This is a genomic window from Mycobacterium paraintracellulare (genome assembly GCF_000276825.1).
In the GTDB taxonomy this organism is placed as follows: domain Bacteria; phylum Actinomycetota; class Actinomycetes; order Mycobacteriales; family Mycobacteriaceae; genus Mycobacterium; species Mycobacterium intracellulare.
Genome location: NC_016948.1, coordinates 1,066,404 through 1,080,522, shown reverse-complemented (window position 1 = coordinate 1,080,522; position 14,119 = coordinate 1,066,404). Strand labels below are relative to the sequence as shown.

The 14,119-nt window shown below is 67.5% G+C and carries 12 protein-coding genes and 1 tRNA gene; 12 read left to right on the top strand and 1 reads right to left on the bottom strand.

The annotated features are described in order from the left end of the window. Positions 1–647: 647 nt before the first annotated feature. Positions 648–724 (bottom strand) — tRNA-Leu (locus OCQ_RS05320). A 350-nt stretch (positions 725–1,074) separates the two neighbouring features. On the opposite strand from OCQ_RS05320, the gene OCQ_RS05315 reads away from it, so the two are divergent. The 12 genes from OCQ_RS05315 to OCQ_RS05265 all read left to right on the top strand — a co-directional run bounded on the left by OCQ_RS05315 (position 1,075) and on the right by OCQ_RS05265 (position 14,104). Next, complete coding sequence (locus OCQ_RS05315; RefSeq protein WP_014383968.1) at positions 1,075–1,959, top strand: PPE family protein, SVP subgroup; 885 nt, start codon at positions 1,075–1,077, stop codon at positions 1,957–1,959. A gap of 58 nt (positions 1,960–2,017) precedes the next feature. Then, complete coding sequence (locus tag OCQ_RS05310; protein ID WP_014383967.1) at positions 2,018–3,172, top strand: PPE family protein; 1,155 nt, start codon at positions 2,018–2,020, stop codon at positions 3,170–3,172. 161 nt (positions 3,173–3,333) lie between these two features. After that, positions 3,334–3,630 carry a WXG100 family type VII secretion target gene (locus tag OCQ_RS05305; protein WP_003874404.1) on the top strand — a complete coding sequence of 99 codons (297 nt, stop codon included), beginning with the start codon at positions 3,334–3,336 and terminating at the stop codon, positions 3,628–3,630. 41 nt (positions 3,631–3,671) lie between these two features. Next, the gene (locus tag OCQ_RS05300) at positions 3,672–3,956 is read left to right on the top strand and encodes a WXG100 family type VII secretion target (protein ID WP_008254256.1); all 285 of its coding nucleotides are present in this window, start codon (positions 3,672–3,674) and stop codon (positions 3,954–3,956) included. A 227-nt stretch (positions 3,957–4,183) separates the two neighbouring features. Further along, entirely contained in the window at positions 4,184–4,957 is a 774-nt protein-coding gene (locus OCQ_RS05295; protein ID WP_009954125.1) for a response regulator transcription factor, read from the top strand. Then, a complete protein-coding gene (locus tag OCQ_RS05290; protein WP_014379347.1) occupies positions 4,954–6,489 on the top strand; it encodes a sensor histidine kinase in 1,536 nt (511 codons plus the stop codon). The genes OCQ_RS05295 and OCQ_RS05290 overlap by 4 nt, the downstream gene beginning before the upstream one ends. A gap of 159 nt (positions 6,490–6,648) precedes the next feature. Beyond that, a complete protein-coding gene (locus OCQ_RS25605; RefSeq protein ID WP_051019702.1) occupies positions 6,649–6,732 on the top strand; it encodes a hypothetical protein in 84 nt (27 codons plus the stop codon). Beyond that, the gene (locus OCQ_RS27310) at positions 6,729–6,818 is read left to right on the top strand and encodes a potassium-transporting ATPase subunit F (RefSeq protein WP_051019700.1); all 90 of its coding nucleotides are present in this window, start codon (positions 6,729–6,731) and stop codon (positions 6,816–6,818) included. Before OCQ_RS25605 ends, OCQ_RS27310 begins: the two co-directional genes overlap by 4 nt. Further along, entirely contained in the window at positions 6,819–8,489 is a 1,671-nt protein-coding gene (gene kdpA / locus OCQ_RS05280) for a potassium-transporting ATPase subunit KdpA (protein WP_014383966.1), read from the top strand. Then, positions 8,489–10,639, top strand: coding sequence for a potassium-transporting ATPase subunit KdpB (gene kdpB, locus OCQ_RS05275; protein ID WP_014383965.1), 2,151 nt, complete (start codon positions 8,489–8,491; stop codon positions 10,637–10,639). The genes kdpA and kdpB overlap by 1 nt, the downstream gene beginning before the upstream one ends. A 1-nt stretch (position 10,640) precedes the next feature. Further along, positions 10,641–11,510 (top strand): potassium-transporting ATPase subunit C, encoded by an 870-nt coding sequence (locus OCQ_RS05270; RefSeq protein ID WP_014383964.1) that lies wholly within the window; start codon positions 10,641–10,643, stop codon positions 11,508–11,510. Positions 11,511–11,521: 11 nt separating this feature from the next. After that, a complete protein-coding gene (locus tag OCQ_RS05265) occupies positions 11,522–14,104 on the top strand; it encodes a sensor histidine kinase (RefSeq protein WP_041784818.1) in 2,583 nt (860 codons plus the stop codon). The last annotated feature ends 15 nt before the right edge of the window (positions 14,105–14,119 follow it).

Below are 14,119 nucleotides of genomic sequence, written 5' to 3'. Positions count from 1 at the left end.
CGTGCAGCAGACCCGACCCGTCGTCGCTGGCGGCTCGGTCACTTCCGACAACGTGACGACGACGTCTTCGCCGTTGGAACCAAGGCGGCAGGAATATACGGATGACACCTAACCTGTGTACGCGGGTAACGGTTCAGAACAACGGCAACGAGCAGGCGGCCTTCAACGCACTGCTCGACTGGAAGATGCAGGACCCCCCGGGAAGGACGAGAGACGCAACCCTGATGGGTGCAACCACCGAAAACTTGCTCGGTGCGGGGAAAGTTGCGCCGGGCGGTACCGCCCAGGGCATGTCTGCTTCGAGAGCCCCACAGTCAACCCCCGCGGCGCCTACGTCGTCCTCTTCGACCCGACGATTCGTCTCTCTTCGAACCGCGTCGGCTGGATCAACGAGTTATAGACGAGGGGCGCTTAAGGGCGGCGGTTTGACGGGCCAGGCTCGCTGCTGAACCAGGGTCACCACCGCCGAACCACCTAACGCCAGCGTGGACTGTGACCGACCCCAGCTTCGGCGCGGAGCAAACAGTTCCCGCGACACCCAAAGCCGAAACGCGTCGGTGGTGCGCCCAAAGAACGCCCGTCCGCCGGTGTGAACGCTACGGCTCTCACGATCGAAGGGCTCCTATGGGCGGCTACTTGCGCTTTCGTGGTGCCCCCACTGGGATTCGAACCCAGACTTTCCGGATTTTAAGTCCGCTGCCTCTGCCAATTGGGCTATGGGGGCCCGGCGGCGAATCTAGCGCGTGAAACCCGAACACGGGGCATCGCATCCCGGCCGGTATTTGCCAGACGTCCAACATGCGGGGGCCGTGTCCATCGATTAGGATCCGCGCGCCGCGCGCGGTTTCTCCCTGTCCGCGCCCGCGATCAGATGACGTCCCGATGTCGTCCGACAGGGTCTTGTTAAAACTGCCGCCCTTGTCGTTAAGAAGCCGTAAACGACTGTAACCCCAGCTCATTGGGTGGGGAATGTGGAGTTGTGGCTCGCTAGCGTTACGCCAACGCACAGCGGCCGTTACGTGAACACACAGCGACCCACACCGGGGGTCGGCTCGTTCAGCATAGGAGCAACAGATGTCGTTTCTGACAACACAGACCGAGGAAATGCTAGCCGCGGAGACGTTGCTGTCCGGAATCAACAGCAACCTGGCGGCGCAAAACACGGGCGCCGCGTCGGCGACGACCGTCATCGCGCCCGCCGCCGCCGACCCGGTGTCGGCCCAGCAGGCGGCGATCTTCTCGGCGTACGGCGCCCAGTACCAGGCGATCGCCGCCGAGGCGCAGGCGCAGCTGGAGAAGTACTCGCAGACCCTGGGCATCAGCTCCAACAGCTACGGCGACACCGAGGCCGTCAACGCCAGCCAGGCCGCCGTTCAGGCTTTGGACGCCGCGGATTCCGGCACCGGCGCTGCCACGGGTTCCAACCCGATCGACATCCTCGCCTGGCTCCTGGGCTTCAACGGCCAGTCCAGCGGCGGCCTCGGTGGCATGTTCGGCCTGTCGAGCAACGGCGCCAACATCGGAAACATCGGCTTCGGAAACTGGGCGTCGGCCACGTCGAACCTCCTCGGCCTCGCCGGTGGCGGCCTGCTGGACACATCCGGTGACGCCGCCGGTGCGGCCGCCGCGGCGGACCTGGCCACCTCGACCACGCCGGCCGGCGCCGGGGTGAGCGGCGTGGCGGGCGTGGGCGCGATGCCCGCCGCCGCGATGGGCCAGGCGACCATGGTCAACAAGCTCTCGGTGCCGCCGAGCTGGGCCGGCTCCACCCCGGTGGCCGCCTCGAGCGCCGCGCCGCTGCAGACCGTCGGCTGGACCGCCGCCGCGCCGCAGACCGGTGCCGGCACGGTGGTGCCCGGCATGCCCGGGGTGGGTGCGATGGGGCGCAACAGCGCCGGCTTCGGCGCGCCGCGCTACGGCGTCAAGCCGATCGTCATGCCGAAACCGGCGGCCGTCTAGGCGATCACGGCCACTCGTCAGACATCGAATCCGAACAGACAAGGAGCGGGAAACCCAGATGGTTCTTGACTTTTCAGCGATGCCCCCGGAGATCACCTCCTCGCTCATGTACGCGGGTGCGGGCTCGGCTCCGCTCATGGCCGCCGCGACGGCGTACGCCAACCTGGCCGCCGAGGTGAGCGCCACCGCCACGCAGTGGGAGTCGATCATCTCGCTTTTGACCACCGAACAGTGGACCGGCGGTGGGTCGGCCGCGGCGGCGGCCGCCGCCCAGCCCATCGTGTCCTACCTGACGGAGACGGCGACCACCCTCGAGCAGGCGAGCGCGCAGGCCACCGCGTCGGCGGCTGCCTACGAGGCGGCGTTCGCCGCGACGGTGCCCCCGCCGGTGATCGCGGCCAATCGCACGTTGCTGGCCACACTCGTCGCGACCAACTTCCTCGGCGTCAATTCGGCCGCGATCGCCGCGACCGAAGCGCAATACGCCGAGATGTGGGTGCAAGACGCCACCATGATGGCCGCCTATCAGGCCTCCTCGGCGGCGGCCGGGGTCCTCACCCCGGTGACGCCGCTGACGTCGACCACCGACCCGGCGCGAGCCGCGGCCGTGGACAACGGCGCGGTCGCCTTCGACGCGGCGAACAGTACGTCGCAGGCGGCCGGCCTGGACCTGTCGTCGCTCATCACGTCGCCAACGAGCAGTGGCGGCCTGCTGCAGTCCATCGACAACTTGATGGGCACCCCGTCGTTCCTGAACGCCACCAACGGCGCCGTCAACACCGCGGCGTGGTGGGTGTGTGCCACGATCCCGAACGCGGTGTCGCTGGGGCACACGCTGGGATCGGTGCCGTCGATTCCGTTCTCGCTGGCCGACTCCGTCGCGCCGGCGGCGGGCGCGGCCGCGATCACGCCCGGCACCACTGTGGGCTCGGTGTCGGGCGCGGGCGCATCGGCGGCGCTGGGCGAGGCCTCCACCGTGGGCCGCCTCTCGGTGCCGGCCGGCTGGAACGCGGCCGCCCCGGCGTCGTCGTTGGCGTCGGCCACCGCTCCGCTCGAGGGTTCGGGCTGGACGGCCGCGGCCGAAGCGGAGGGCGTCACCGCGATGCCCGGCATGCCGGGCATGGCGGCGGCGGCCAAGGGCGCCGGCGCCTACGGCGCCGGACCCCGGTACGGCTTCAAGCCGATCGTCATGCCCAAGCAGGTTGTCGTCTGAGGAGGGACGCTGATACGGGAATCAAGGGGGTACATGTCGCCCGTTTAAGGCGAACAATTAACCGGCAGGCCGTAATCTAGTTGAACCGCGGCCACCGCCGCATCAATTTCCATTGTTAAGACTTCGGCCGACTGAAGCTATCAAGATAGGAGACAGCCGAGATGGCAACACGTTTTATGACCGACCCGCACGAGATGCGGGCGATGGCGGGCCGTTTCGAGGTCCACGCCCAGACCGTCGAGGACGAGGCTCGCAAGATGTGGGCGTCGTCGATGAACATCGCGGGTGCGGGCTGGAGCGGCCAGGCGCAGGCGACGTCGTATGACACCATGGGCCAGGTCAACCAGGCCTTCCGCAACATCGTCAACATGCTCCACGGGGTGCGCGACGGGCTGATCCGCGACGCGAACAACTACGAGCAGCAAGAGCAGGCCTCGCAGCAGATCCTCAGCAGCTAGCCCAGAACTGCTGCTGCCCAACACTTTTAAGGAGTCATGTAATGAGCATTAACTACCAGTTCGGCGACGTAGACGCCCACGGCGCCCTGATCCGCGCCCAGGCCGCGTCCTTGGAGGCCGAGCACCAGGCCATCATTCGCGATGTGCTTGCTGCCGGCGACTTTTGGGGCGGTGCCGGTTCGGTCGCGTGCCAGGAGTTCATCACCCAGTTGGGTCGCAACTTCCAGGTGATCTACGAGCAGGCCAACTCCCACGGGCAGAAGGTTCAGTCCGCGGGCAACAACATGGCCAGCACCGACAGCGCCGTCGGGTCCAGCTGGGCCTGACGCCTCGTCTCTGTAAAACGGGGCCGCGCACCGACCGGTGTGCGGCCCCGTTTTGCATCTTCCGTGCACTCGACGAAACCCGCTCGGGCGCTGTCGTTTTGGAAGACGAATGCCCGTAACGCCTCAATGCACAGCGCCTTTCGAAAGCGTCGGGAGACGCGCATACATTTGAGAATTCTATGAACTCCGTGACAATCCGGTGTGTGACCGGCCAGAATTGAAGGAATATGACCGCAACGGCCGGATACTCAGGCTCGCAGCGGCCCCGCCAAGCCATCCTGGGGCAGCTGCCGCGGATCAACCGTGCCGATGGCTCACCGATCAGGGTTTTGCTGGTCGACGACGAGCCGGCGCTGACCAATCTGGTGAAGATGGCCCTGCACTACGAGGGCTGGGTGGTCGACATCGCCCACAACGGGCGCGAGGCCATGGCCAAGTTCGAGAGGGTCAACCCCGACGTGCTCGTCCTCGACATCATGCTTCCCGACGTCGACGGGTTGCGGATCCTCGAGCGGGTGCGCCAATCCGACGTCTACACCCCGACGCTTTTCCTGACCGCGCGCGACTCGGTCATGGACCGGGTGACCGGCCTGACCGCGGGAGCCGACGACTACATGACCAAACCGTTCAGCCTGGAGGAATTGGTCGCCCGGCTGCGCGGGTTGCTCCGCCGCTCCGGCCAGCCGCCCACGCCGACGGCCGAAACCCTCATCGTCGGCGACCTGCGGGTCGACACCGCCAGCCGGGAAGTCACCCGCGGTGACACCGCGGTGTCGCTTTCCTCCACCGAGTTCGAGTTGCTGCGCTTCCTCATGCGCAACCCGCGGCGCGCGCTGAGCCGCACCGAGATTCTGGACCGGGTGTGGAACTACGACTTCGCGGGGCGCACCAGCATCGTGGATCTCTACATCTCGTACCTGAGGAAAAAGATCGACTCCGGCCGGGAGCCGATGATTCACACGGTCCGCGGCGTGGGGTACATGCTGCGGCCGGCGGAATGACCGAAGACAAGGCCGCGACATCCGGGATCTTTCCCCGGTGGTTTCCCTCGTCGCTGCGCCGCCAGCTCCTGTTGGGCGTGCTGGCCGTGGTCAGCGTGGTGCTGGTGACCGTCGGCATCGTTTCCGTGCTGAGCCTGCGCGGCTATGTCAACGCCATGAGCGACGCCGACATCGCCGAGTCCCTCGACGCGTTCAGCCACCAGTACACGAAATACCGCAACGGCGAACACACTTCGACGCATCCGGGCACACCGCCGATCGGACAGGCGATGCTCGAATTCACCGGACAGACGCCGGGCAACCTGATCGCCGTGCTGCGCAACGGCGTGGTGATCGGGTCGGCGGTCTTCTCCGAAGGCGAACCGAAACCCGCGCCTGCCGACGTCATCAGCGCGCTGGAAGGGCAGACGTGGTCCGGCGGCCCACCCCGGACCGAAATACTGGGCAGGCTCGGGTCTTATCGCCTGGACAGCACCGTGGACGGCTCCGACGTGCTCGTGGTCGGGATGTCGCAGAACCTCGCCGACCGGATCATCGCGCGCAAGCAGATCACCACGATCGCGCTGACCGCCGGGGCGCTGGCCCTTACCGCGGCTCTGACCGGGTGGGTCGTCGGATACACGCTTCGTCCGCTGCGCCGGCTCGGCGCGATCGCGGCCAACGTCGCCGCCATGCCGCTCGCCGACGACGACCACCGCATCAGCATCCGGGTACAACCGCAGGACACCGACCCGCAAAACGAGGTCGGGATCGTCGGCCACACGCTGAACCGCTTGCTGGACAACGTCGATGGCGCGCTGGCGCATCGGGTCGAATCCGATTTGCGGATGCGGCAATTCATCAGCGACGCCAGCCACGAACTGCGCACACCTTTGGCGGCGATTCAGGGCTACGCCGAACTCACCCGCCAGGACAGTTCGGAGCTGCCGCCGACCACCGAATACGCGCTGGCCCGCATCGAATCCGAGGCCCGGCGGATGGCGTTGCTCGTCGACGAGTTGCTGCTGCTTTCGCGGCTGGGCGAAGGGCAAGATCTGCAGTCCGAGGACGTCGACCTGGCCGCGGTGGCCAACAACGCGGTCAATGACGCGACGGTGGCTGCGCTGACCCACCACTGGGTCAAAGACTTGCCCGACCATCCGGTCTGGGTGCGGGGCGACCACGCCCGGCTGCACCAGTTGGTCAGCAACCTGCTGGGCAACGCCCGGGTGCACACACCGCCCGGGGTGACGGTGACGACCGGAATCACCTGCCACCGTGACGGTCCCGAACCGCCGTTCGTGGAATTGACCGTCACCGACGACGGACCCGGCATCGACGAAGAGCTGCTGCCCAGGCTGTTCGAACGGTTCGTCCGCGCAGACAAATCGAGATCCGACGGCTCGGGCCACGGACTGGGCCTGCCGATCGTCAGTTCGATCGTCAAGGCCCATCATGGTTCGGTCACCGTCGAATCCACGGAGGACGAGACGGTTTTCCGGGTACGGCTCCCCCTGATCGACGGGCCGCCACGGGGCGTTAACAAACCGTAAAGGTGCACGGTAGCCCCGTTAGGAAACCGTCAACCACGCACCCTCACCGCACGCCACCCGGTTAGTTTCGATCGGACGTTGGCCCGCGGCTGTCGCGCGACGGTGGGGCTACTCGGAGTCCCTTGCGTATGCGCGTGATTGGCGCGGAACGGAGACGAGATGGGCGTGGCGGTGTACGTCGTGCTGACCGTGGCGGTGTTCGCCGCACTCGGCATCGCTCAGCAGCTGGTCGAGCGGCTATGAACTACCAAAACACGGTCGGTTTGGTGCTTTCCGTCCTCGTTGCGCTCTACGTGGGTAGCGCCCTGCTGTTCCCCGAGAGGTTCTGAGTGAGCACGACAACGGCCGGGATCGTTTTCCTCGTTGTCCTCGTCGCGGCGGTGGCGGTTGTCCACGTGCCCTTCGGGGACTACATGTTTCGCGTATACGCCGCGGAGAAGGATTCGTCTGTCGAGCGGATGATCTATCGGCTGATCGGCGTCGACGCGCGCTCGGAACAGACCTGGGGGGCCTATGCCCGAAGCGTGCTGGCGTTCTCGTCGATCAGCATTCTGTTCTTGTTCGTCTTCCAACTCGTCCAGGGCAAGTTGCCGCTCCACCTGCATGACCCGGCCACCAGGCTGACGCCCTCGCTGGCGTGGAACACCGCGGTCAGCTTTGTCACCAACACCAACTGGCAGGCCTACTCCGGCGAGACGACACAGGGACATCTCGTGCAGATGGGCGGCCTGGCGGTGCAGAACTTCGTGTCCGCGGCCGTCGGGATGGCGGTGGCCGTGGCGCTGGTGCGCGGGTTCGCCCGCACCCGCACCGGCGAGCTCGGCAACTTCTGGGTCGACCTGGTGCGCGGGACGCTGCGGATCCTGTTGCCCGTCGCCATCGTCAGCGCGATCCTGCTGATCGCCGGTGGGGCGATCCAGAACTTCCACCTGCACGACCAGGTGGTCACCACCGTCGGCGGCGCCCAGCAGACGATCACCGGCGGGCCGGTGGCCAGCCAGGAGGTCATCAAGGAACTCGGCACCAACGGCGGCGGCTTCTACAACGCGAATTCCGCGCACCCGTTTGAGAATCCGACCGGCTGGACCAACTGGCTGGAGATCTTCCTCATCCTGGTGATCGGGTTCTCACTGCCCCGCACGTTCGGGCGCATGGTGGGTAACACCAAGCAGGGCTTCGCGATTGCGGCCGTGATGGCGACGCTGTACATGATCAGCACCACCTTCATGCTGTGGTTCCAGACGCAGCACCACGGCACGGTGCCGACGGCCGTCGGCGCGGCCACGGAGGGGGTCGAGCAGCGCTTCGGCGTCGCCGACTCGGGGGTGTTCGCCGCCGCGACGACGCTCACGTCCACCGGCGCGGTCGATTCCGCGCACGACTCGCTGACCAGCCTGGGCGGCATGATCACGATGTTCAACATGCAGCTGGGTGAGGTCGCGCCCGGCGGCACCGGCTCCGGCCTGTACGGCATCCTGGTGCTGGCGGTGATCACCGTGTTCGTCGCCGGCCTGATGGTCGGACGGACCCCCGAATACCTCGGCAAGAAGATCACCCCGCGCGAGATCAAGCTCGCCGCAAGCTATTTCCTGGTCACTCCGCTGATCGTGCTGACCGGCACCGCGATCGCGATGGCGTTGCCCGGCCAACGCGCCGGCATGCTCAACAGCGGACCGCACGGACTCTCCGAGATCCTCTACGCGTTCACCTCGGCGGCCAACAACAACGGGTCGGCCTTCGCCGGGCTGGGCGCCAACACCGACTGGTACAACACCGCTCTCGGCCTGGCCATGGCCTTCGGCCGGTTCCTGCCCATCGTGCTCGTGCTGGCGCTGGCCGGATCGTTGGCCCGCCAAGGCAGCACACCGGCCTCGGCGGGCACCTTGCCCACGCACCGGCCGCAGTTCGTGGGCATGGTTGCGGGCGTCACGTTGATCGTCGTTGCCCTGACGTTCTTGCCCATGCTCGCGCTCGGGCCGCTCGCCGAAGGGATTCACTGATGACCGCCACCGCGATCCAGCCGGCCGAGCAGACGCGACCGGCGGCGTCCACCAGCAGAAAACGGGTGCAGGGTGGCCTGCTCGACCCGAGGACGCTGTGGCGCTCGACCCCGGACGCGCTGCGCAAACTCAATCCCCGCACCCTGTGGCGCAACCCGGTGATGTTCATCGTCGAAATCGGCGCCGCCTGGAGCACCGTCCTGGCGGTCGCCGCGCCGAGCTGGTTCGCCTGGCTGGCCGTGATCTGGTTGTGGCTGACCGTGCTGTTCGCCAATCTCGCCGAAGCGGTTGCCGAGGGCCGGGGCAAGGCCCAGGCCGAAACGCTGCGCCGAGCCAAAACGCAAACCGTCGCCCGGCGGCTCAAGGACTGGGTACCGGGGGCCGCTGCGGTTGAGGAAGCGGTCGCCGCGGCGCAACTGCGACAGGGCGACATCGTCGTGGTCGAGGCCGGCCAGGCGATCCCCGGCGACGGTGACGTGGTGGAAGGCATTGCCTCCGTGGACGAATCGGCCATCACGGGCGAGTCGGCGCCGGTGATCCGGGAGTCCGGCGGCGACCGATCGGCGGTCACCGGCGGCACCACCGTGCTGAGCGACCGGATCGTCGTCAAGATCACCCAGAAGCCCGGCGAGAGCTTCATCGACCGGATGATCGCGCTCGTCGAGGGCGCCAACCGGCAGAAGACCCCGAACGAGATCGCGCTGAACATCCTGCTGGCCGCGTTGACGATCATCTTCGTCTTCGCCGTCGTGACCTTGCAGCCGCTGGCCATCTACTCCAAGGCGAACAACCCCGGCGTCCCGGATAGCCAGGCGCTGGACGCCGGCGGCGTGACCGGCATCGTGATGGTGTCGCTGCTGGTGTGCCTGATCCCGACCACCATCGGCGCGCTGCTGTCGGCCATCGGCATCGCCGGCATGGACCGGCTGGTGCAGCGCAACGTGCTCGCCATGTCCGGGCGGGCGGTGGAGGCCGCCGGCGACGTCAACACCCTGCTGCTGGACAAGACGGGCACCATCACGCTGGGCAACCGGCAGGCCGCCGCCTTCATCCCTCTCGACGGGGTGTCGCCCGAACAATTGGCCGACGCCGCGCAATTGTCCAGCCTCGCCGACGAAACACCCGAGGGCCGTTCGGTTGTCGTGTTCGCCAAGGAGCACTTCGGATTGCGTGCCCGCACACCGGGCGAGCTGTCACAGGCCCACTGGGTAGCCTTCTCGGCCACCACGCGGATGTCGGGCGTCGACCTCGACGCGCACCTGCTGCGCAAGGGCGCGGCCAGCTCGGTCGCGGAATGGGTGCGCGGCCAAGGGGGCAACGTCCCCGCGCAGCTCGGCGAGATCGTCGACGGCGTCTCCGCCGGTGGCGGCACGCCGCTGGTCGTCGGGGAAAGCGTCGATGGGCACGCGAGGGTGCTCGGTGTCATCCACCTCAAAGACGTCGTCAAGCAGGGCATGCGGGATCGGTTCGACGAGATGCGCCGGATGGGCATCCGGACGGTGATGATCACCGGCGATAACCCGTTGACCGCCAAGGCGATTGCCGACGAGGCCGGGGTCGACGACTTCCTGGCCGAGGCCACCCCGGAGGACAAGCTCGCGTTGATCAAGCGCGAGCAGGCCGGCGGCAAACTGGTGGCGATGACCGGCGACGGCACCAACGACGCGCCCGCCTTGGCGCAGGCCGACGTGGGTGTGGCGATGAACACCGGCACGTCGGCCGCCAAAGAGGCCGGCAACATGGTCGACCTCGACTCCGATCCCACCAAGCTCATCGAGATCGTGGAGATCGGCAAGCAGCTGCTGATCACCCGCGGGGCGCTGACGACCTTTTCGATCGCCAACGATATCGCGAAGTACTTCGCGATCATCCCGGCGATGTTCGTCGCGCTGTTCCCCGGCCTGGACCTGATCAACGTGATGCGGCTGCACAGCCCGCAATCGGCGATCCTGTCCGCGGTGGTCTTCAACGCGATCGTCATCGTGTTGCTGATCCCGCTCTCGCTGCGCGGTGTGCGGTACACGCCGAGCAGCGCGTCAAAACTGTTGAGCCGCAACCTGTATGTCTACGGTCTGGGCGGCATCGTCGCCCCGTTCGCCGGAATCAAGGCGATCGACCTGATCGTCCAATTCATCCCGGGGATGTCCTGATATGACGAATTTCGTCCGCCTGCACTGGGCGGCACTGCGTGCGCTGCTGGTGCTGACCGCGATCACCGGTCTGGCCTATCCCCTATTCGTCTGGGCCGTCGCGCAGCTTCCGGGATTGCGGGAGCATGCCGAGGGGTCGATCCTCACCGCGGACGGCAAGCCGGTGGGCAGCAGGTTGATCGGCCAGTCCTTCACCGACTCCGGCGGCAACCCGTTGCCGCAATACTTCCAGAGCCGACCCTCGGCGGCCGGCGCCGGCTACGACCCGACCTCGTCGGGCGGCAGCAACCTGGGGCCGGAAAGCATCGTCGACGCGCCCGGCAAGCCGAGCCTGCTGACGCAGGTGTGTGCGCGCAGTGCCGCGGTGGGCAGGCTGGAAGGTGTCGACGGGTCGCGGCCGTTCTGCACCGGCGGGGGTGTGGGCGCGGTGCTGTCGGTGATAGGCCCGCGCGACGCGCGTGGAAACGTCGTCCACCCGACCCGGGTTATCAGCGTCAACGAGCCGTGCGGCTCGACGCCGGCGCCGTTCCTCACCCTCTACCAGGGGGTGCGTGTCGAATGCGCCCAAACCGCAGAGGACTACTCGATCGGACAGACCGTGCCCGTCCGCGGCGCCGCGCCCGCCAGCCCGGCCGTGCCGGCCGACGCGGTCACCGCCAGCGGCAGCGGCCTCGATCCGAACATCTCGACGGCCTACGCCGACATCCAAGTGGCACGGGTCGCCCACGCCCGCAGTGTCAGCCCGGATCAGATCCGTGCGGTGGTGGCGCAGTACCGGAGCGGCCGCGCGCTGGGGTTTTTCGGTGAGCCGTGCGTCGATGTGCTGCAACTCAACCTGCAACTCGACCACCGGTATCCCGTCACGAGTTAGCGCCAAGGGGGATGATGGTTGGCGTGAGTGACGTCAACCTCCACGGCCGCCAACCCAGGCGGGGGGAGCTACGCATCTACCTCGGTGCCGCTCCGGGCGTGGGTAAGACGTATTCGATGCTGGGTGAGGCGCATCGGCGGCTGGAGCGTGGCACCGATCTGGTGGCGGGCGTGGTGGAAACCCATGGGCGTGCGAAAACCGCTGAGCTGCTTGAGGGCATCGAGATCATTCCGCCGCGCTATATCGAGTATCGCGGCGGCCGCTTCCCCGAGCTCGACGTGCCGGCCGTGCTGGCGCGCCGCCCGCAGGTCGTCCTCGTCGACGAACTCGCGCACACCAACGCGCCGGGCAGCAAGAACCCCAAGCGATGGCAGGACGTCGAGGAGTTGCTCGACGCCGGGATCACGGTGATCTCCACGGTCAACGTGCAGCACCTGGAAAGCCTCAACGACGTCGTCGCCCAGATCACCGGGATCGAGCAGAAGGAGACCGTCCCGGACCTGATCGTGCGGCAGGCCGCGCAGGTCGAACTCATCGATATCACGCCAGAGGCGTTGCGGCGCAGGTTGTCCCATGGCAATGTCTACGCTCCCGATCGCATCGATGCGGCGCTGTCGAACTACTTCCGTCGCGGAAACCTCACCGCGCTAAGGGAACTGGCGCTGCTGTGGCTCGCCGACCAGGTCGATACGGCCCTGGCAAAATACCGGGCCGAGAACAAGATCACCGACATGTGGGAGGCGCGCGAGCGGGTTGTCGTCGCGGTCACCGGTGGACCCGAATCCGAGACGTTGGTGCGACGGGCGTCCCGCATCGCGTCGAAGTCGACCGCCGAGCTCATGGTGGTCCACGTCGTCCGCGGCGACGGCCTGGCCGGCCTGTCGGAATCCCGGATGGCCAAGATCCGCGAGCTGGCGACCAGCCTGGACGCTTCGCTGCACACCGTCGTCGGCGACGACGTGCCCACGGCCCTACTCGAGTTCGCGCGCGAGATGAACGCCACGCAGCTGGTGATCGGCACCTCGCGGCGGTCGCGCTGGGCGCGCCTGTTCGAGGAGGGTATCGGCCCGAGGATCGTCGAGCTGTCCGGCAAGATCGACGTGCATCTGGTCACCCACGAGGAGGCCAAGCGCGGATTTCGCACGGCCTCGCTCGCGCCGCGCGAACGGCGGGTGACGTCGTGGCTGGCGGCGCTCATCGTGCCGTCGATCATCTGCGCGATCACCGTCACGGCGCTGGATCCCTACCTGGACACCGGCGGCGAGAGCGCCTTGTTCTTTGTGGGGGTGCTGCTGGTCGGGTTGTTCGGAGGCGTTGCGCCCGCGGCGCTTTCGGCGATGCTGTCCGGGCTGCTGCTGAACTACTTTTTGATTGCCCCGCGGCACAGCTTCACCATCGCCGAACCCAACAGCGCCATCACCGAATTGGTGCTGCTGCTGATCGCGGTCGCGGTGGCGGTGCTGGTCGATTTCGCGGCCAAACGCACCCGGGAAGCCCGCCGCGCGTCGCAGGAGGCCGAGCTGCTGACCCTGTTCGCGGGTTCGGTGCTGCGCGGCGCCGACCTCGAAACGCTGCTCGAACGGGTGCGTGAGACGTACGCCCAGCGCGCGGTCGCGATGTTGCGCGGGGCCGGCGAGGAAGCGCGCGGCGGCGGCACCACGAGCGACGTCGTCGCCTGCGTGGGCAGGGATCCCTGCGTCACCGTCGATTCCGCGGACACCGCGATCGAGGTCGGTGACGACGAATTCTGGATGCTGCTGGCGGGCCGAAAGCTCTCGGCGCGGGACCGGCGGGTGCTCAGCGCGGTGGCCAGGCAGGCGGCCGGTTTGATCAGGCAGCGGGAACTCGCCGAGGAGGCCAGCCGAACCGAGGCGGTCGTGCGGGCCGACGAACTGCGGCGCTCGCTGCTGTCCGCGGTCAGCCATGACCTGCGCACGCCGCTGGCGGCGGCCAAGGTCGCGGTATCCAGCCTGCGCGCCGAGGACGTCGCCTTCTCCGCCACCGACACCGCGGAGTTGCTGGCGACGATCGAGGAGTCCATCGACCAACTCACCGCGCTGGTCGGCAACCTGCTCGATTCCTCGCGGCTGGCCGCCGGGGTGATCCACCCCGACCTGAGCCGGGTGTACCTCGAGGAAACCGTGCAACGCGCGCTGGTCAGCATCGGCAAGGGCGCCACCGGCTATTTCCGGTCCGCCATCGACCGCGTCAAGGTGGACGTGGGCGACGCCATGGTGATGGCCGACGCCGGGCTGCTGGAGCGCGTGCTGGCCAACCTGATCGACAACGCGCTGCGCTACGCGCCCCACTGCCTGGTCCGGGTCAACGCCGGGCGAGTGGGCGATCGGGTGCTGATCAACGTCATCGACGAGGGGCCCGGAATACCCCACGGGGCCGAGGAGCAGATCTTCGAAGCGTTTCAGCGGCTGGGCGATCACGACAACACCACCGGCGTCGGTCTGGGGATGTCGGTGGCGCGGGGCTTCGTCGAGGCGATGGGCGGGACCATAACGGCCACCGACACTCCGGGAGGCGGGCTGACCGTGATCGTGGAAATGGCTGCGCCGCAATCGATAGAGGACCGGCGCACATGACGCGCGCCGGCGACG